The organism is Streptosporangium sp. NPDC000509, assembly GCF_042898365.1.
Taxonomy (GTDB): Bacteria; Actinomycetota; Actinomycetes; order Streptosporangiales; family Streptosporangiaceae; genus Streptosporangium.
The window spans coordinates 123,808-140,562 of sequence record NZ_JBIAYX010000005.1 but is presented as its reverse complement, the minus strand read 5'-3'; the positions used below and the strand labels follow the sequence as shown (position 1 = coordinate 140,562).

Annotated in this window: 15 protein-coding genes and 1 riboswitch; of the genes, 7 read left to right on the top strand and 8 right to left on the bottom strand. The window is 68.6% G+C overall.

Features of this window, described 5'->3' with window-relative positions; all coding sequences use genetic code 11:
• Window positions 1-8 precede the first annotated feature (8 nt).
• The gene (locus tag ACFY3D_RS11375) at window positions 9-818 is read right to left on the bottom strand and encodes a sugar phosphate isomerase/epimerase family protein (RefSeq protein WP_389977856.1); all 810 of its coding nucleotides are present in this window, start codon (window positions 816-818) and stop codon (window positions 9-11) included.
• Between the two features lie 162 nt (window positions 819-980).
• Between ACFY3D_RS11375 and ACFY3D_RS11370 the strand changes: the two genes are divergently transcribed.
• The 4 genes from ACFY3D_RS11370 (at window position 981) to radA (ending at window position 3,968) form a co-directional block, all read left to right on the top strand.
• Window positions 981-1,679 (top strand): class I SAM-dependent methyltransferase, encoded by a 699-nt coding sequence (locus ACFY3D_RS11370; protein WP_389977853.1) that lies wholly within the window; start codon window positions 981-983, stop codon window positions 1,677-1,679.
• Window positions 1,680-1,779: 100 nt separating this feature from the next.
• The gene (locus ACFY3D_RS11365; RefSeq protein WP_362897959.1) at window positions 1,780-2,160 is read left to right on the top strand and encodes a MerR family transcriptional regulator; all 381 of its coding nucleotides are present in this window, start codon (window positions 1,780-1,782) and stop codon (window positions 2,158-2,160) included.
• A complete protein-coding gene (trxA, locus tag ACFY3D_RS11360; protein ID WP_350941517.1) occupies window positions 2,157-2,471 on the top strand; it encodes a thioredoxin in 315 nt (104 codons plus the stop codon). Before ACFY3D_RS11365 ends, trxA begins: the two co-directional genes overlap by 4 nt.
• A gap of 93 nt (window positions 2,472-2,564) precedes the next feature.
• Complete coding sequence (radA, locus tag ACFY3D_RS11355) at window positions 2,565-3,968, top strand: DNA repair protein RadA (RefSeq protein ID WP_350941518.1); 1,404 nt, start codon at window positions 2,565-2,567, stop codon at window positions 3,966-3,968.
• Here the strand turns inward: radA and ACFY3D_RS11350 are convergent.
• The gene (locus ACFY3D_RS11350) at window positions 3,961-4,137 is read right to left on the bottom strand and encodes a hypothetical protein (RefSeq protein ID WP_389977850.1); all 177 of its coding nucleotides are present in this window, start codon (window positions 4,135-4,137) and stop codon (window positions 3,961-3,963) included. The genes radA and ACFY3D_RS11350 overlap by 8 nt on opposite strands.
• Window positions 4,138-4,230: 93 nt before the next feature.
• Here ACFY3D_RS11350 and disA point away from each other — a divergent pair, with 93 nt between their 5' ends.
• A complete protein-coding gene (gene disA, locus ACFY3D_RS11345; protein ID WP_362897966.1) occupies window positions 4,231-5,316 on the top strand; it encodes a DNA integrity scanning diadenylate cyclase DisA in 1,086 nt (361 codons plus the stop codon).
• Between the two features lie 22 nt (window positions 5,317-5,338).
• Here disA and ACFY3D_RS11340 read toward each other — a convergent pair whose 3' ends face one another.
• Entirely contained in the window at window positions 5,339-6,004 is a 666-nt protein-coding gene (locus ACFY3D_RS11340; RefSeq protein ID WP_389977847.1) for a hypothetical protein, read from the bottom strand.
• 223 nt (window positions 6,005-6,227) lie between these two features.
• Between ACFY3D_RS11340 and ACFY3D_RS11335 the strand changes: the two genes are divergently transcribed.
• Both ACFY3D_RS11335 and ACFY3D_RS11330 read left to right on the top strand, forming a co-directional pair.
• The gene (locus ACFY3D_RS11335) at window positions 6,228-7,103 is read left to right on the top strand and encodes an A/G-specific adenine glycosylase (protein WP_350941521.1); all 876 of its coding nucleotides are present in this window, start codon (window positions 6,228-6,230) and stop codon (window positions 7,101-7,103) included.
• 81 nt (window positions 7,104-7,184) lie between these two features.
• On the top strand, window positions 7,185-8,273 hold the full coding sequence (locus ACFY3D_RS11330) for an alanine racemase (RefSeq protein WP_389977844.1): 1,089 nt from the start codon (window positions 7,185-7,187) through the stop codon (window positions 8,271-8,273).
• 233 nt (window positions 8,274-8,506) lie between these two features.
• On the opposite strand, the gene ACFY3D_RS11325 is transcribed toward ACFY3D_RS11330, so the two are convergent.
• The 5 genes from ACFY3D_RS11325 to ACFY3D_RS11305 form a co-directional block, all read right to left on the bottom strand.
• Window positions 8,507-9,457, bottom strand: a complete 951-nt coding sequence (locus tag ACFY3D_RS11325) for a TIM barrel protein (protein WP_350941523.1) — start codon at window positions 9,455-9,457, stop codon at window positions 8,507-8,509.
• Between the two features lie 394 nt (window positions 9,458-9,851).
• Window positions 9,852-12,344: an ATP-dependent Clp protease ATP-binding subunit gene (locus tag ACFY3D_RS11320; protein ID WP_350941525.1), complete on the bottom strand. Its 2,493-nt coding sequence runs from the start codon at window positions 12,342-12,344 to the stop codon at window positions 9,852-9,854.
• 279 nt (window positions 12,345-12,623) lie between these two features.
• The gene (locus ACFY3D_RS11315) at window positions 12,624-12,956 is read right to left on the bottom strand and encodes an Lsr2 family protein (protein WP_350941526.1); all 333 of its coding nucleotides are present in this window, start codon (window positions 12,954-12,956) and stop codon (window positions 12,624-12,626) included.
• A gap of 1,287 nt (window positions 12,957-14,243) precedes the next feature.
• A complete protein-coding gene (locus ACFY3D_RS11310) occupies window positions 14,244-15,344 on the bottom strand; it encodes an RDD family protein (RefSeq protein ID WP_389977841.1) in 1,101 nt (366 codons plus the stop codon).
• A gap of 228 nt (window positions 15,345-15,572) precedes the next feature.
• Window positions 15,573-16,142 carry an amino-acid N-acetyltransferase gene (locus ACFY3D_RS11305; protein ID WP_389978449.1) on the bottom strand — a complete coding sequence of 190 codons (570 nt, stop codon included), beginning with the start codon at window positions 16,140-16,142 and terminating at the stop codon, window positions 15,573-15,575.
• Window positions 16,143-16,602: 460 nt separating this feature from the next.
• Window positions 16,603-16,750: riboswitch (cyclic di-AMP (ydaO/yuaA leader) on the top strand.
• The last annotated feature ends 5 nt before the right edge of the window (window positions 16,751-16,755 follow it).

The following is a 16,755-nucleotide window of genomic DNA, read 5'->3' as shown; positions in this document are numbered from 1 at the left end:
AGGCCCACTCACGCGGGGGTGGAGGCCGCGAGGTGCAGCCGGGCGAACGCGAGCGCCTCCGCGAGGTCGTCGATCCGCTCGGAACGGCTGGCCGCCTTGCGTGTATTGATCTCCAGCACGACCAGCCCCGAATATCCGTTGCCCGCCATCCGCTCCAGGATCGGCGCGCACGGCTGGTTGCCCCGCCCGGGAACCAGGTGCTCGTCCTTGTTCGGCACCCCGAGGCCGTCGGCCAGGTGCAGGTGGGCGAGCCGGTCGCCGAGCTTGGTGAACATCTCCAGGGCGTCGGACCCGGACACCGCCGTGTGCGACAGATCCAGCGTGACCTGCGGGAAGTCGTAGTCGACCGGGTTCCAGTCGGGAGAGTAGGGGACGACCTCGTTGCCCCTCGCCCTCAGCGGGAACATGTTCTCCACCGCGAAGACCACGTCGGTCTCCTCACGCATCCTGGCCAGGCCGATCTCGAAGTCGCGCGCGTAGTCGCGCTGCCAGCGGAACGGTGGATGCACCACGACCGTCTTGGCGCCGACCCGCTCGGCGGCGCGCTGCGCGCGCTGGAGCTTGGCCCACGGGTCCTTGCCCCACACACGCTGCGTCACCAGCAGGCACGGTGCGTGAATGGCCAGAATCGGCAGGTGATAGTGGTCCGACAGCCGCTCCAGGACATCGACGTCCTGGCTCACGGGGTCGGCGCCCACCATGATCTCCACACCGTCGTACCCCAGGCGCGCGGCCAGTTCGAAGGCGTCGGGAGTACGTTCGGGATACACCGACGCGGTGGACAGCGCGATCTTCGCGCTGGATACACGGACGCTCATACCGCTTCCTCGTCTCCGGCTCGGAGCGCACACTCGCGAACACCGCCGGGCCGACCGGCCCGATCGCTCACGTCGCTCACATTTGCCAGCCTAAGCGGGTCCGGAGAGCAGTGCTGTCCGCCACCACCGACACGGCCTAGATCACACCATTACGGTGAGGGCATGCCGAGGTTCTTGAGGGGCTCCATCCCCAGCCCCAACATCTGGAACACCCCCCAGATCTACGAGTTGGAAAACCGGGCGGTGGACCCCGAGGGACACGCCGAGGCGGCGATGTCGGCGATCCGGTCGTGGACCGGGGCGACGGTCCTCGACATCGGCTGCGGTACCGGCTACCACCTGCCCGCCCTCGCCTCGACCGCCGCCCGGGTGATCGGCGTGGAGCCGCACGAGGACCTCGTCCTGCTGGCCAGGCGCCGCTGCCGCGCCCTGCGGAACGTCGAGATCCACACCGCCACCGCCCAGGCGATCCCGCTGCCCGGCGCCTCCGTGGACGTGGCCGTCGCCCGCTGGGCGTACTTCTTCGGCCCCGGGTGCGAGCCGGGCCTGGCCGAACTCTCCCGGGTGATGCGGCGCGGCGGCGCGGCCTTCGTGATCGACATCGACACCACCCGCGGCGCCTTCGGCCGCTGGTTCGGCCAGTCCATCCCCGCCTACTCCGCCAGGTCCGTCGAGAACTTCTGGAGCCGCCAGGGCTGGCAGACGGACAAGCTCGATCTGCGCATGTCCTTCGAGCGCCGCGCCGACCTGGAGGCCGTGCTCCGCATCGAGTTCACCCCCGCGGTCGCCGACCTGGCCATCGCCGAGACCCCCGGCCTGGAAATCGCCTACCCCAACCTGCTGCGCTGGAAGCGGTTCTGAAACGGCGACGACCTCCGCGGGGCCGACCGGGAACAACGGGACGGGGCCTTGACCTTGACGTTGATGTCAAGGTCTATCGTCGTGCCGTGGGGAGGGCCGGATGCGGATCGGTGAGCTGGCGCGGCGGGCGGGTGTCAGCACCCGGGCACTGCGCTACTACGAGCAGCAGGGACTGATCACGGCCCGGCGCTCGGCCAACGGCTACCGGGAGTACGGGGAGGAGGATCTCAAGCTCGTCTCCGAGATCCGCTCGCTGCTCGCCGTCGGCTTCACCCTGGACGACGCCCGTCCGTTCGTCGCCTGCCTGCGGGCCGGTCACGAGTCAGGGGGATCGTGCCCGGAGTCCGTCGCCGTCTACCAGCGCAAACTGGCGGAGATCGACGACGAGATCCGCACGCTTCTCACCCGGAGGGCGGAGGTGGCGGCGCAGCTGACCACCGCCTGCCCAGGATGCGTACTGAGGAAAGTGGGAAAATCATGATCACATTGACCGCGGAGAACTTCGACGAGCAGGTGCTGCGGAGCGACAAGCCCGTTCTGGTCGACTTCTGGGCCGAGTGGTGCGGGCCGTGCAAGATGATCGCGCCGATCCTCACGGAGATCGAGGCCGAGCTCGGCGACCGCGTCACGATCGCGAAGCTCAACGCCGACGACTATCCCGAGATCACCGCGAGGTACGGCGTCCTCGGCCTGCCGACGCTCAACCTCTACAAGGGCGGCGAGGTCGTGCAGCAGATCAAGGGCGCCAAGCCCAAGCGCCTGCTCCTCGCCGAGCTCGAAGGCCACATCTGAGGAAAGCGCGCTCCGTACCTCCCCGCGACTTTCACCCGGTACGGCATGCCGTACCGGGTGAAAGTTGTCGGGCTCTGCCGGTAACGTGCGGCCATGGCGAAGAAGGCTGGTGGCTACCGCTGTGCCGAGTGCGGGTGGCAGACGGCCAAATGGGTGGGGCGCTGCGGCGAGTGCCAGGCCTGGGGCACGGTCGAGGAGGAGACGGCTCCCGCGGGGGCACGCGTGGCCTCCGCCGGGGCGGTCTCGGCACCGGCGGTGCCGATCGGCCAGGTCAAGGCCGAGGTGGCGCACGCGCGCGGCACCGGTGTGCCCGAGCTCGACCGGGTCCTCGGCGGCGGTCTGGTTCCCGGAGCCGTCGTGCTGCTGGCCGGCGAGCCCGGCATCGGCAAGTCGACCCTCCTGCTGGAGGCGGCAGCCAAGATCGCCCGGCAGCAGACGGTCCTCTACATCACGGGTGAGGAGTCGGCCGCCCAGGTGCGGATCAGGGCCGACCGGATCGGCGCGATCCAGGACCGCCTCTACCTCGCCGCCGAGACCGACCTGGGCGCGCTGGTGTCACATGTCGAGAAGGTCCAGCCCGACCTGCTCATCGTCGACTCGGTGCAGACGATCGGCTCCACCCAGGCGACGGGCGTGCCCGGCGGGGTGACCCAGGTCAGGGAGGTCGCGGGAAACCTGGTGCGGCTCGCCAAGGAGCGCGGCATGGCCACCGTGCTGGTCGGCCACGTCACCAAGGAGGGCTCGATCGCCGGCCCCCGCACCCTGGAGCACCTGGTCGACGTCGTGCTCCACTTCGAGGGCGACCGGCACTCCCGGCTCCGCCTCGTCCGTGCGATCAAGAACCGGTACGGCCCGGTCGACGAGGTCGGCTGCTTCGACCTCCACGAGAGCGGCATCGAGGGCATCACCGACGCCAGCGGCCTGTTCGTCTCCCACCGCACCGACCCGGTGCCCGGCACGTGCGTCACGGTCACCCTGGAGGGCACCCGGCCACTGCCCGCCGAGGTGCAGGCCCTGGTCGCGAGGACCGAGGCCCAGCAGCCGCGCCGATCCTCCTCCGGGCTCGACACCTACCGGGTCACGATGGTCCTCGCCGTGCTGGAGCGGCGGCTCAACGCCAAGCTGGGCGGATGCGACGTCTTCACCGCCACCGTCGGAGGGATCAAACTCAGCGATCCCGCCGTGGACCTGTCGGTGATGCTCGCGGTCGCCAGCGCGGCGGGCGACAAGGCGCTCCCCTCCGGCCTGGTGGTGCTCGGTGAGGTGGGCCTGGCGGGAGAGTTGCGCCCGGTGCGCGACGTGCGGCGCCGCCTGTCGGAGGCCGCCCGGCTGGGCTTCACCCGCGCGCTCGTCCCCACCGGCTCCCTCGACACGGGCAAGAAGCGCAACGGCGACCACTCCCTGGTCCGCATGGCCGGACGCGGAGCGCCCTTCGCGCCCGGCTTCGACGTCGTCGAGGCGGAGAACGTCTGGGACGCCCTCACCCATGTCACCTGAGACGCGCCACGGGCTCCAGGCGCGGCGCGGCCGGCGGCCCCGCGACGGCGCGACCGGTCACCGGCACCGCAAGGAACGCGGTCGGCGACCCCGCGACACCCGCCGCCACGAGATCCACGCGGGGCGCGCCCGGCGGCTCCCCGGCGCCCACGCCGGTGCGGCGCGTCACGGGCTCCGCACGGCGCGTGGCATCCACCGATTCCGGACCGCGCGGATCCTCCGCCGGTAAGCTTGAGCGCTATACGCAGACCACGGGGGTCATGTGCCAGCAAACTACAAAGGACTCGACGAACGTCGCAGAGCCGTCCTGGCCGCGGTCGCACCCGGCACCGCGCTGCGCGACGGACTGGAGCGCATTCTCCGCGGGCACACGGGTGGCCTGATCGTGCTGGGATACGACGGCACGGTCGAGGAGATATGCAGCGGCGGCTTCGAGCTGGACGTCGAGTTCTCCGCGACGCGGCTGCGCGAGCTGGCCAAGATGGACGGCGCGATCGTCCTCAACTCCGGCGATCTCAGGATCGTACGCGCGGCCGTGCACCTGATGCCCGATCCGTCCATTCCCACCGACGAGTCCGGCACCCGGCACCGCACCGCCCAGCGTGTGGCCCTGCAGACGTCACTGCCGGTCATCTCGCTCAGCAAGTCCATGCGGATCATCGCTCTTTACCTCGACGGCATCCGCTACGTGGTGGAGGAGTCGGCGGTCATCCTGTCCAAGTCCAACCAGGCCCTCGCCACACTGGAGCGCTACAAGCTCCGCCTGGACGAGGTCTCCGGCACGCTCTCCGCGCTGGAGATCGAGGACCTGGTGACGGTCCGCGACATCGCGGTGGTCGCCCAGCGGCTGGAGATGGTCAGGCGCATCTCCGAGGAGATCGCGGGATACGTGGTCGAGCTTGGCACCGACGGCCGGCTGCTCTCCCTGCAGCTGGACGAGCTCGTCGCCGGCACGGAGAGCGACCGTGAGCTGATCGTGCGCGACTACCTGCCCGCGGCCGGCCGCCGCCCGCGCAAGTTCGCCGAGGCGTTGCACGAGCTCGACCAGCTCTCCTCCGCCGAGCTTCTCGACCTCTCGGTCGTCGCCCAGATCCTCGGCCACGCGGGCAACGACGCCCTGGAGACCCCGGTGAGCCCGCGGGGCTACCGCCTGCTGGCCAAGGTCCCGCGTCTGCCGAACACGGTGGTCGATCGCCTCGTCGACCACTTCGCCAGCCTGCAGAAGCTCCTCGCCGCCAGCATCGGCGAGCTCCAGGAGGTGGGCGGGGTGGGCGAGGCGAGGGCCCGCCACATCCGGGAGGGCCTCTCCCGGCTCGCGGAGTCGTCCATCCTGGAACGCTACGTCTGAGACCCCGGCCCTCGCCAGGCGACTACCTGAGGTGGAAGACCGCCTTGCGGCTCTTCAGGCCGGGAGCGTGCACCACCGCGACGTAGGTGCCCGGCAGGGCGGCGGCGCGGTCGGCGGTGCAGTCGCCGCCGGACCGGCGGCGGTCCCACACCAGCTCCCTGACGTACGGGATGCCCCGGTCGAGTTCGCGGATCTTGACGGCGTCGCCGCCGACGCAGTCGGAGGACGACCACACGCGGTCGTTGCCGGAGGTGATGCGCATCTCCATCGCGCGCGGCCCGACGTCGGTGGTGCACATCACCTTGCCGACGTTGACGAGGGTGAGGACGAAGCGCGGCTGGACTCCCGCCGGGTAGATCGTCCCCTTGCCCTCCATGCTCAGCACGAGCTGCGGGGAGACGCAGGCCTCGCCCGGCCGTCTGGGCCGCGCGGCCGCCTTCGGCGTGGGCGTCGGGCTCGCGGACGTCGAGGGGACGACCGTCATGGTCGGCAGGACGGCCGTCAGCGGGTCAGGTGTCTGCTGTCCGGCGGCCGAGGTGCTCCTCTCCCTGACGTCATCCGGCCCGCCCGTCGACGAGCAGGCCCACGCCACGACGGCGACCACCACGAGCACACCGACAAGCGCGGCTATCCGGCGCCGCCAGTAGACGTCGGCTCCGACGTCACCACGGAACGTGTCGGGATCCATACGCTCAGTATGGTTAGTCCTGGCGAACCACAGGAGACGACCCGCCGCTTCCGGCCTGTTTCGGCCGCAGGTCAATGGTCGGGGCGGGCACGGAACAGGCATGGAGCAGGCGCGGCCAGGCGCGGACGGAAACCGCCAAGTGCAGACAGGTGCAGACAGACGAAGCCGGGCCGAGGCGTCCGCGCCTGCCCGCGCCTGTCCGTACCCGCACTATCGTCGAAAGGTGCCCGAGCCGAACCGCTTACTCGAACCCGTCCTCGACTGGTACGCCGGCAACGCCCGCGACCTTCCCTGGCGTACGCCCGGCGCCTCCCCCTGGTCGATCCTGGTCAGCGAGATCATGTTGCAGCAGACCCCGGTGGTCAGGGTGCTTCCCGTCTGGACCGAATGGATGGAGCGCTGGCCCACGCCCGCCTCCCTCGCCCGCGAGTCCCCCGGCGAGGCGGTACGCCACTGGGGCCGCCTCGGCTACCCCCGCCGGGCACTGAACCTGCACGCGTGCGCCCGCGCGATCACCGAACGGCACGGCGGAGAGGTCCCCACCGGCCACGACGCCCTGCTCGCGCTTCCCGGCGTCGGCGAGTACACCGCCGCCGCGGTCGCCAGCTTCGCCTTCAAGGGCCGCCACGCGGTTCTCGACACCAACGTGCGGCGGGTCCTGGCGCGGGCCGTCAGCGGGCAGGAGTATCCGCCCAAGGCCACCACGCCCCCGGAACGCAGGCTCGCCGCCTCCCTGCTCCCCGACGCCGACCGCGCACCCGTCTGGGCGGTCGCCGTGATGGAACTGGGCGCCCTGGTCTGCACCGCCCGCGCCGCCCGCTGCGCCGACTGCCCGATCAGCGACCTGTGCGCCTGGCGCCTCGCGGGCAAACCGGCCCACGACGGCCCGGCGCGCAAGGGCCAGACGTACGCGGGAACGGACCGCCAGTGCCGTGGCCGCCTCCTCGCGGTGCTGCGCCAAGCCCACGGCGCCGTACCCAAGGACGCCCTCGACGTGGTCTGGGACGACGCCCCGCAGCGCGAACGCGCCCTCGACGGTCTGATCGCGGACGGCCTGGCCGAGGTCCTCGACGACGGCACCTACCGCCTCCCCGGCTGAGTCACCAACCGGTGCGGTACGTCGAATCCACGTTCTCTCTCACCTGATCTTCGGCATCCCACATCCATCGGAGATTTTTTTGTGGACGCTCTCACCGTAAGAGCCCGTGAGCTGGCGGCGGCCGGAAGGCTACCCGCCTATGTGTACGACCTGGCCGCCCTGGACGCGCACGCGGCGGCGGTGCGGGCGGCGCTTCCGGGAGTCGAGCTGTACTACGCGGCGAAGGCCAACCCGGACCCGGAGTTGCTGCGGGTGCTGGCCCGGCACGTGGACGGGGTCGAGGTCGCCTCCGGTGGCGAGCTGGAGCATGTGCGGGGTGTGCTCCCCTCGGCCAGGATCGCGTTCGGCGGCCCCGGCAAGACCGACGACGAGCTCCGGCTCGCCCTCGATCACGGCGTCGAACGGCTGCACGTGGAAAGCCCGAACGAGTTGCGCCGACTGATCGCCACCGGGCGGGAGGCCGACGTGCTGCTCCGCGCCAACCTGGCCCTCTCGCTGGGGGACGTGGCCCTGGCGATGGGCGGCGGCGCGACCCCCTTCGGTATGGACCCGGCCGGCGTCGAGGAGTGCCTCGCGCTCCTGGATCGCCAGGACGCGGTGCGCCTGCGCGGCGTTCACGCCCACCTGGCCAGCGGTCTGGACGCCCCGCGCATGCTGGAGGTCGCCGACGGCGTGCTCGGCTACGCCCGCGGTCTTGGCCTGACCGAGATCAACCTCGGTGGCGGCATGGCCGTCGACTACGCCGACCCCGGCGCCGTCTTCGACTGGGAGACCTACGGCAAGGGCCTGGCGGGGCTGCGCCGCCCCGGTGAGACGCTGCGCGTCGAGCCCGGCCGGTCCGTGTCGGTCTACTGCGGGCGGTACGTGACCCGTGTGCTGGACGTCAAGCGGGTCCACGGCGAGTTGTTCGCCATCGTGGCGGGTGGGACCCACCACATCCGCACGCCCGCGACCAAGGGCCACGACCAGCCGATGGTCATCGCCATGGAGGGCGAGCCGGTGACGATCGTCGGCCAGCTCTGCACTCCCAAGGACACCCTCGCGCGCCGGGTCCCGGCGGCTTTGGCGACCGGCGATCTGGTGCAGTTCCTGATGGCCGGCGCCTACGCCTGGAACATCTCCCACCACGATTTCCTGATGCACCCGCATCCGGAGTTCTCGTACGTCTGAGGTGTGCCGTCCCGACGCCGCGAAAGCCCTCGGCTTTTCCTGGAGCCGAGGGCTTCGACGATTTCCCGGTGATGAGCGCCGTGACACTTCCCGGTGATGGGCGCCGTGGCACGGAGAGATCAGGACACCTCTCTCGGAGCCGTCCGGCGCCGAGGGCGGTGAGTCCGCCCTCGACATCGACACGACAGGGCGTCGAGCGAGGCTCGACACAACGGGGTGTCGGGCCGGGAAGGTCAGGCGGCGAGGCGCAGACCGAGGGCGGTGAGGCTGGTGCGGGCCCAGTCGAGCTCCTCGGCGATCACGTTGACCAGGGCGCCGGGGCCCTTGCCCCGCAGGGGCACGGCCAGATCGTGGGTCTCCACCTCGATGTGGGCGGTGCCGTTCACCGCGCCGGAGAGCATCGCGGTGAGGGTGTCCTCCAGGACCGGGCGGGTGCTGGGAAGCTCCTGGCACGCGGCGGCCATGTGGTTGTGTACGTGGCCGAGCTTCACCACGGGGGCTCCGGTGTCCGCCAGGCCGCGCAGGGCGGCTCCCGGCTCCTCAGAGCCGCCCGCGAGATAGCAGGCGTCCAGGCAGATGCCCAGGTGCTCGGAGTCGATGCCGCCGACCCGGTCGAGGGCCTGCTTGGTGGTCTCCAGCACGCATCCGGGCCACGGCTCGAAACCGACCCTGATCGTCTTGCCGGTGACGCTGTACAGACCGCGCAGCTCGCGGGCGAGGCGCTCCATCCGTCGCGAGGCGATCGAGTGCAGGTCGGCGGGCCAGTCGCGGCGCCAGCCGATGGGGATGGTGGAGATGCTCCCGAAGCGGACGTCCTGCGGGAGCAGGAAGGCGAGGATCCTGGCCAGCGCCATCGTGTAGCGGTAACGCTCGGGCTTGGCCCAGTCGGGACCGGGGACCTCCTGGTTCCTGCCGCCGGTGCCGTTGAGGCTGACGACCTCCAGGCCGCGCTCCTCAAGGGATCGGCGCAGGCGCACCAGCTCGATCCTGTCGGAGGTGAGATGGTCGGCGACGCTCGGGGAGAGCCAGAGGCCGACCCCCATGCGCTCCACCCCGAGGCGCTTGCGCACCGGCACCGCGTACCGGGTGAGGTGCGCGATGAGGTTCTCCAGATCCTCGGCGGGGTGCACGCCCGCGTTGTAGGCCAGGTGAACGAGCGTCCCGTCCTCGTGCCGTAAACGCATGCGTGCCTCCAAAGCGTGCTTCCGTGTAAGCGTCCCCGATGATCCCCGCGCCGCTCGTCGACGGCGGCGCGAGCCGGAGCCCTCCCGGCCGGGAGTCCGGCCCGGTCGTCTGAAGCATCCCGCGCGGGCACCGATCTCCGCGTCACTCTCGGAGCTGATTCCTCGGTACGTCGCCGGGCTTACCTCGATACCGCTCTCACCGCAGCCGGTACTGCTTTCAGATCGTCCGGGTGAGAGTCACCGAACTCACTCTACAGAGTGTAGTACTACCTGTCGTGGCGAAATACCGTCTTAGATAACAAATGAGCAGACCCCGCCGTGAGTCTCCTCACGGCGGGGTCTGCTCATTCGGCCTGGATCAGGCCATGTCCGGCCTGCCCCGGTCCTGGATCGGCTACACGATGGCCGCGGCCGAGTCGGGGACCTGGGGAGACGGCGCGTTCTCACCGATGAAGGTGAACTTCGCGTTCTCCCCCTCGCCCTCGATCCCGATCTTCACGATCTGGCCGGGACGGAGCTCCCCGTACAGGATCTTCTCGGACAGGATGTCCTCCAGCTCGCGCTGGATCGTACGGCGGAGCGGACGGGCGCCCATCACGGGGTCGTAGCCACGGTCGGCCAGCAGCTGCTTGGCCTCCTGCGTGAGCTCCATCCCCATGTCGCGGTCCTTCAGACGCAGGCTCACCTGGGCCAGCATCAGGTCGACGATGCGGATGATCTCCTTCGGCGTGAGCTGGTGGAAGACCACGATGTCGTCGACACGGTTGAGGAACTCCGGCCGGAAGTGCTGCTTGAGCTCCTCCTGGACCTTCGACTTCATCCGGTCGTAGTTGGACTCGGCGTCGTTGTTCTTCGCGAAGCCGACGCCCTGACCCTTGGAGATGTCTCGGGTGCCGAGGTTCGTCGTCATGATGATGACGGTGTTCTTGAAGTCGACCACCCGGCCCTGGGCGTCGGTCAGGCGACCGTCCTCCAGGATCTGCAGCAGCGAGTTGAAGATGTCGGGGTGGGCCTTCTCGATCTCGTCGAACAGGACGACCGAGAACGGCTTGCGCCGCACCTTCTCCGTCAGCTGACCGCCCTCCTCGTATCCGACATAGCCGGGAGGCGAGCCGAAGAGACGGGAGACGGTGTGCTTCTCCATGAACTCCGACATGTCCAGCATGATCAGCGCGTCCTCGTCCCCGAACAGGAACTCGGCCAGCGCCTTGGACAGCTCGGTCTTACCGACACCGGACGGACCGGCGAAGATGAACGAGCCACCCGGACGGCGCGGGTCCTTCAGACCGGCGCGCGTACGGCGGATCGAGCGGGACAGACCCTTGATGGCGTCGTCCTGGCCGATGATCCGCTTGTGGAGCTCGTCCTCCATGCGGAGCAGTCGCTGGGACTCCTCCTCGGTGAGCTTGAAGACCGGGATGCCGGTGGCGGTCGCCAGGACCTCCGCGATGAGCTCCTCGGTGACCTCGGCGACGACGTCCATGTCGCCGGCCTTCCACTCCTTCTCACGGCGCTCGCGCTTGAGCTGGAGCTGCTTCTCCTGGTCACGCAGCGCGGCGGCCTTCTCGAAGTCCTGCGCGTCGATCGCGGACTCCTTGTCGCGCCGCACGTTGGCGATCTTCTCGTCGTACTCGCGGAGGTCCGGCGGCGCGGTCATGCGGCGGATGCGCATGCGCGAGCCGGCCTCGTCGATGAGGTCGATCGCCTTGTCCGGCAGGAACCGGTCGCTGATGTAGCGATCGGCCAGCTGCGCGGCGGCCACCAGGGCGCCGTCCGTGATGGAGACGCGGTGGTGTGCCTCGTAACGGTCGCGCAGGCCCTTGAGGATCTCGATCGTGTGGCTGAGGCTGGGCTCGGCCACCTGGATCGGCTGGAAGCGTCGCTCGAGCGCCGCGTCCTTCTCCAGGTGCTTGCGGTATTCGTCGAGGGTGGTGGCTCCGATGGTCTGCAGCTCGCCTCGGGCCAGCATCGGCTTCAGGATGCTGGCGGCGTCGATCGCGCCCTCGGCGGCACCCGCGCCGACGAGCGTGTGAAGCTCGTCGATGAACAGGATGATGTCGCCTCGGGTGCGGATCTCCTTGAGGACCTTCTTCAGCCGCTCCTCGAAGTCACCGCGGTAACGGGAACCGGCCACGAGGGCGCCCAGGTCGAGGGTGTAGAGCTGCTTGTCCTTGAGCGTCTCCGGCACCTCGCCCTTGACAATCTTCTGGGACAGGCCCTCCACGACGGCGGTCTTGCCGACGCCGGGCTCTCCCACCAGGACCGGATTGTTCTTGGTCCTGCGGGACAGGACCTGCATGACCCGCTCGATCTCCTTCTCCCGGCCGATGACCGGGTCGAGCTTGCCCTCACGGGCGGCCTGGGTCAGGTTGCGTCCGAACTGGTCCAGCACAAGGGAGGTCGACGGTGCGGCCTCGGTCGGACCGCCCGCGGCGGCCGGCTCCTTGCCCTGGTAGCCGTGGAGCAACTGGATGACCTGCTGCCGGACCCGGTTGAGATCGGCTCCCAGCTTCACCAGCACCTGGGCGGCGACGCCCTCGCCCTCACGGATGAGGCCGAGCAGGATGTGCTCGGTGCCGATGTAGTTGTGTCCCAGCTGCAGGGCTTCGCGGAGCGACAGCTCAAGGACCTTCTTGGCACGCGGGGTGAACGGAATGTGCCCCGACGGCGCAGACTGACCCTGGCCGATGATCTCCTCGACCTGCTGACGCACACCTTCAAGACTGATGCCGAGGCTCTCCAGAGCCTTGGCGGCAACGCCTTCACCTTCATGGATCAAGCCAAGAAGAATGTGCTCCGTACCGATGTAGTTGTGGTTGAGCATCCGGGCCTCTTCTTGGGCCAGGACGACAACCCGCCGTGCGCGGTCGGTGAACCTCTCGAACATCTCGTCGCTCCTCACAGAGCGGTCAGGCAGGTCCGGGATATCCGAGCCCTGTCATCCCGCATGGTAGCCCCGACCCGGCGACCGCTCTATGCAGAAGACGTTCCCCGAGCGCAGGGCGTTCACCCTCCATCCAACTACTTATGGGGGGTGCGATGTTCCCGCTACGCCGCAAGCGAACGACGTTTGTCTTCCAGTAAAACGCATCATGCGGTCATGGCCGCCACCGGACCCCACCGTGACCGCCATAACCGCATGATTCACTCGATCTACTGAGCCGATCTAGTGAGCCTGCTCGTACTGCTCGACGATCTTCGAGGCGATCCGACCGCGCTCGCTGACATTGAGTCCGTGGGACTTCGCCCACGCCCGGATGTCGGCGCTCTTCTCTCGCGTGAGTGCCCGCGCTCCGCCCGCGCGACGGCGGCGGGGAGCCAGGGCGCCGGAACGGCGGGCGCTCTGCACGAAAGGCGACAGGGAGTCGCGGAGCTTCTTCGCGTTAACGTCACTCAGGTCAATCTCATAGCTGGTGCCGTCAATCGCGAAGGCGACAGTCTCATTGGCCTCGCCCCCATCGAGGTCGTCGATGAGAATCTCCTGGATCTGCTTGGCCATCTACACAATCCTTTCGCGGAGTATTGTTTCATTCGCAAGCTAAACATATACCCGCGATCGAAGAGCGGCAATTCCAGGAGCTCGGCGATTCTCACAGGCAACCGAGACTCACCGGTCGAGCCTCCGGTGGATCAGCTCTTCTGCGACTCGGGGTCGGGCCGTTTTGCCGGACGTCGGCCGGCGGCTTCACTCCGAAGTAGCTTGACGACTCCGAAGATGAAGGCCCCGCCGACGACCGCCGGGGGTATCAACGCGGACAATACGTCGTACATTCGCCCTCGCTCCGCACCGTGGGTGGCTTTCTGGGGACCATGAAAATGTGGCGGCGGCTCTCCGGGCCTCGCGAGCGCACCCGATCGCTGGAACCGCCCATAGATGACCATAGCGCCACCGACCGGCGACACGCGCGCAGGGGCGACCATGCCGTCTTCCTCCAGCCTAATGCTTCTCTCCAGCTCTCTTACCGGTTGTGGTCGTAAAGGCACGAGGAAAAACCAGGTGGACGATCAGGTGATCATCATCGTCGCCGTAATACCAATGCCGCACGGCTTCCGCGCCGCTGCGCCATCGACCTCCCGGCGACGAAGTCCCTGCTGAAGGGGGCTGTCCGCCGGGATGAACAACACCTTGCCATGGAGCCTGAGATCGCCGCCGACGACTTCATCGCGAGAATGCCCTCCGTCGACAGAACGCCCGGACGGGGAGCTGCTCGCTTCATCACCTCGGTGTGAACCGATGTGACACAAGTGTATGGAACAAGACGGATCTTCAACACTTTCTTGCCAAGAGTACGACCCACTCTGGCACGGAGTACATAGTCGTAGACCGTATAACCACCAAACGCGATGCACTCCTCAGACAACCTCGCCAACACCGGGCGCCCCGATCCGGATCCGTAAGAAGGTCTTCACCGGCCGCCCCGAACACACGGCGGAAGGCGAAGAAGAGAATCCGACGCGAGGTCACCGAGGATGCCGGAGGCGCGCGGCGCCGACCATTCGGCGAGTAGTGCGCGAACCCCCGACGGGGACGGATCCGGCATTGACCCCTCATAGGGCGCCCAGGGCGGACGTGAGCCCGTTGTGGGCAACGTACGCGAATATTCCGGCGAGCGGGTCGAGACTCGGTCATAACTTCCCCCGCGTTGCTCAGGGCGCGGCAAATGGTTTTGAGGCTTCCGCGCCCCGGCCCCCGAGACCCTTACGGGCCCCTAAGGGCCCCCGTTTTCTCACCCGCGCACGAAAACGGGGCCGGCGGTTGAACCGCCGGCCCCGCTTATTCAGGGGACTACTTGATCTTGACGACGACCGTCCCCGCCACCTTGTCGTGCAGGGCCTGCTGCAGCGGCTTGTCCCACAGCAGCCACAGGACGTTCACGAGGCTGAAGATGTTGAAGAGGAAGCCGACGAAGGGGATCCAGCTCAGGAACTGCGGGCCGAAGAACACCCCGGCGCGCTTGACCGCCAGGTCGGAGCCGAGCCCGCCGGGCGGCAGGGCACTGCCGACCGGCACGACCTTGATGCCCATGACCATCTTGCCGACCGTCTGGCCGCCCCTGCTGAGCATGAGGAACTCGTAGGCCATGTAGATCGACGCGCTGACCAACGCGATGAGGAGCCCGGCGAGGAAGGTCCCGCTCCCCTCCGTGATCGACGTGCCGTCGAAGGTGGGGGCGGTCACCAGCATCGCGGTCAGCACCAGGCTGATGATGACCCCCGGGATCGCCAGGATGATCCCGTCGACCAACCTCGCCAGCAGACGCTGCCACCACTCCGCGAGCGGGGCGGGCGCTCCGGGAGGACCGCCGTACGGCTGGCCGTAGCCCTGCTGCCCGTACCCGGGCTGCTGGCCGTAGCCCTGCTGCCCGTAGTCGGGCTGCTGGCCGTAACCCTGCTGGCCGTACTGCTGCCCGTAGTCCGGCTGCTGACCGTAGCCGGGCTGCTGGGCCCCCTGCTGGCCGTAGCCCGACTGCTGGCCGTAACCCTGCTGGCCGTAACCGGGCTGGGACTGCTGGCCGTAGCCCGACTGCTCGTGGGACGCCTGCTGGCCGTAGCCGGGCTGCTGCTGCCCGTACGACCCCGTCCCGCCCTGCTGGCCGTACCCGCCGGTCCCGCCCTGCTGGCCGTAGCCGGGCTGCTGGCCGTAACCCTGCTGCTGGGACTGCTGGCCGTAGCCGGGCTGCTGCTGCTGCCCGTACGACCCCGTCCCGCCCTGCTGGCCGTAGCCCTGCTGCTGGGACTGCTGCCCGTAGTCGGACTGCTGGCCGTAACCCTGCTGACCGTAACCGGGCTGCTGGCCGTAGCCCTGCTGCCCGTAACCCTGACCGTAGCCGGGCTGGCTCTGTCCTGGGCCGGTGTTCGGCTGTGAGGCCTCCGACCGATATCCCATAACCGTTACGTCGGGATCGAGTTCGCCAGCGGCTCGACCCGCGTTGTGCTGTCCGTAATCCGGGTGTCCCGACGGTGTGCGATCGCGGTCGGGATCATCCTGTGGATACGGCGGCTGTCCGGTGCTCACCGCGTCACCTCACTTAGACTGCGCATGTGGCAAATGTCAGACGCACATGCTTGCTGCTGCACAAGGTATCGACATAGGTATCGACAGTCACCTTTCCGATCAGTCAGCTCCAAAGTCATCACAGTCGGGCTCACGTGTCAGGTGGAGCAACATCCGGGTGTTTCCCAAGGTGTTGGGCTTGACGTGCTCCAGATCGAGAAACTCCGCCACGCCCTCGTCGTAGGAGGCGAGAAGCTCCGCGTAGACCGCGGGGGCGACGGGCGTGCCCTGGATCTCGCGGAAACCGTGCCTGGCGAAGAAGTCGACCTCGAAGGTGAGACAGAAGACCCGGCGCAGGCCCAGCTCCGCGGCCGTGCGAATGAGGGCGGAGACGATCCGGTGGCCGATTCCCATCCCGCGACGGGTCGGATCGACGGCCACGGTGCGGATCTCGGCCAGATCCTCCCAGAGGACGTGGAGAGCCCCGCAGCCGATGACCGCCCCCTCCTTGTCGGTGGCGACCCAGAACTCCTGAACGTCCTCGTACAGGGTGACGGTGGCCTTCTCCAGCAGGCGGGGGCCGACGCCGCCGTAGGTGTCGACGAGCCGCCTGATCGCGCGGACGTCCGGGGTCCGGGCACGACGGACCGAGACCTCGGCGACCCCTGGGGCCCCTGTGGCCTTGACGATCTCCGCGACCTCGGCCGCCTCGGGCAGGGGCGGGTCAGGCTCCGCCCCCTCGGGTCCCGCGCGTCGCTCCCCGCCGCCCGGGGTGCGCACGACCGGCACGGGAGAATGCTCAGCAAGCTGCTCCATGACCGTTCAGCGTACGTCCTCACCGGTCTTCAATTACGGCTCCTCCTTAACTCGCGGCACACCCCCCTCACATGACCGCCGGTAATCGCTTTACCACACTGGGCGCGCGGCATCTCACGTGTGCCACAACTCACCTTTGGTACGGTCCCGGACCTGGGAAGACCTTCCCCACACCCCCGCCGGGGAGGTAAAGGCAGCGTAATGGCCATGTTGATCATATTGACATGTGATCTTTCCGTGACACTTCAGTTGCGGAACCTCCACTGAATTCGCAGTTCTGGTTGAGCAGGAACCACGGGTGCACTAATCTCCGTGCTCGATGTCAGAGACGTAAAAGCCTGACCCGCCGAATCCCTCACCACGGGGAACCGGGGACCCACCACGTCCTTGGGGGTGAATCCGAGTGCCAACGGCGCACTCGGTAGGGCTGCCTCCGGCCCGAACCCGTCAGCTAACCCGGTAGGCGGCCGAGGAGAGGAGCCCGTTG

What these genes read in the sequence shown, in the direction of transcription:
- ACFY3D_RS11375 (WP_389977856.1), bottom strand. Translation starts at nt 818, where the DNA reads ATGAGCGTCCGTGTATCCAGCGCGAAGATCGCGCTGTCCACCGCGTCG.
- ACFY3D_RS11370 (WP_389977853.1), top strand. Translation starts at nt 981, where the DNA reads ATGCCGAGGTTCTTGAGGGGCTCCATCCCCAGCCCCAACATCTGGAAC.
- ACFY3D_RS11365 (WP_362897959.1), top strand. Translation starts at nt 1,780, where the DNA reads ATGCGGATCGGTGAGCTGGCGCGGCGGGCGGGTGTCAGCACCCGGGCA.
- trxA (WP_350941517.1), top strand. Translation starts at nt 2,157, where the DNA reads ATGATCACATTGACCGCGGAGAACTTCGACGAGCAGGTGCTGCGGAGC.
- radA (WP_350941518.1), top strand. Translation starts at nt 2,565, where the DNA reads ATGGCGAAGAAGGCTGGTGGCTACCGCTGTGCCGAGTGCGGGTGGCAG.
- ACFY3D_RS11340 (WP_389977847.1), bottom strand. Translation starts at nt 6,004, where the DNA reads ATGGATCCCGACACGTTCCGTGGTGACGTCGGAGCCGACGTCTACTGG.
- ACFY3D_RS11325 (WP_350941523.1), bottom strand. Translation starts at nt 9,457, where the DNA reads ATGCGTTTACGGCACGAGGACGGGACGCTCGTTCACCTGGCCTACAAC.
- ACFY3D_RS11320 (WP_350941525.1), bottom strand. Translation starts at nt 12,344, where the DNA reads ATGTTCGAGAGGTTCACCGACCGCGCACGGCGGGTTGTCGTCCTGGCC.
- ACFY3D_RS11315 (WP_350941526.1), bottom strand. Translation starts at nt 12,956, where the DNA reads ATGGCCAAGCAGATCCAGGAGATTCTCATCGACGACCTCGATGGGGGC.
- ACFY3D_RS11310 (WP_389977841.1), bottom strand. Translation starts at nt 15,344, where the DNA reads ATGGGATATCGGTCGGAGGCCTCACAGCCGAACACCGGCCCAGGACAG.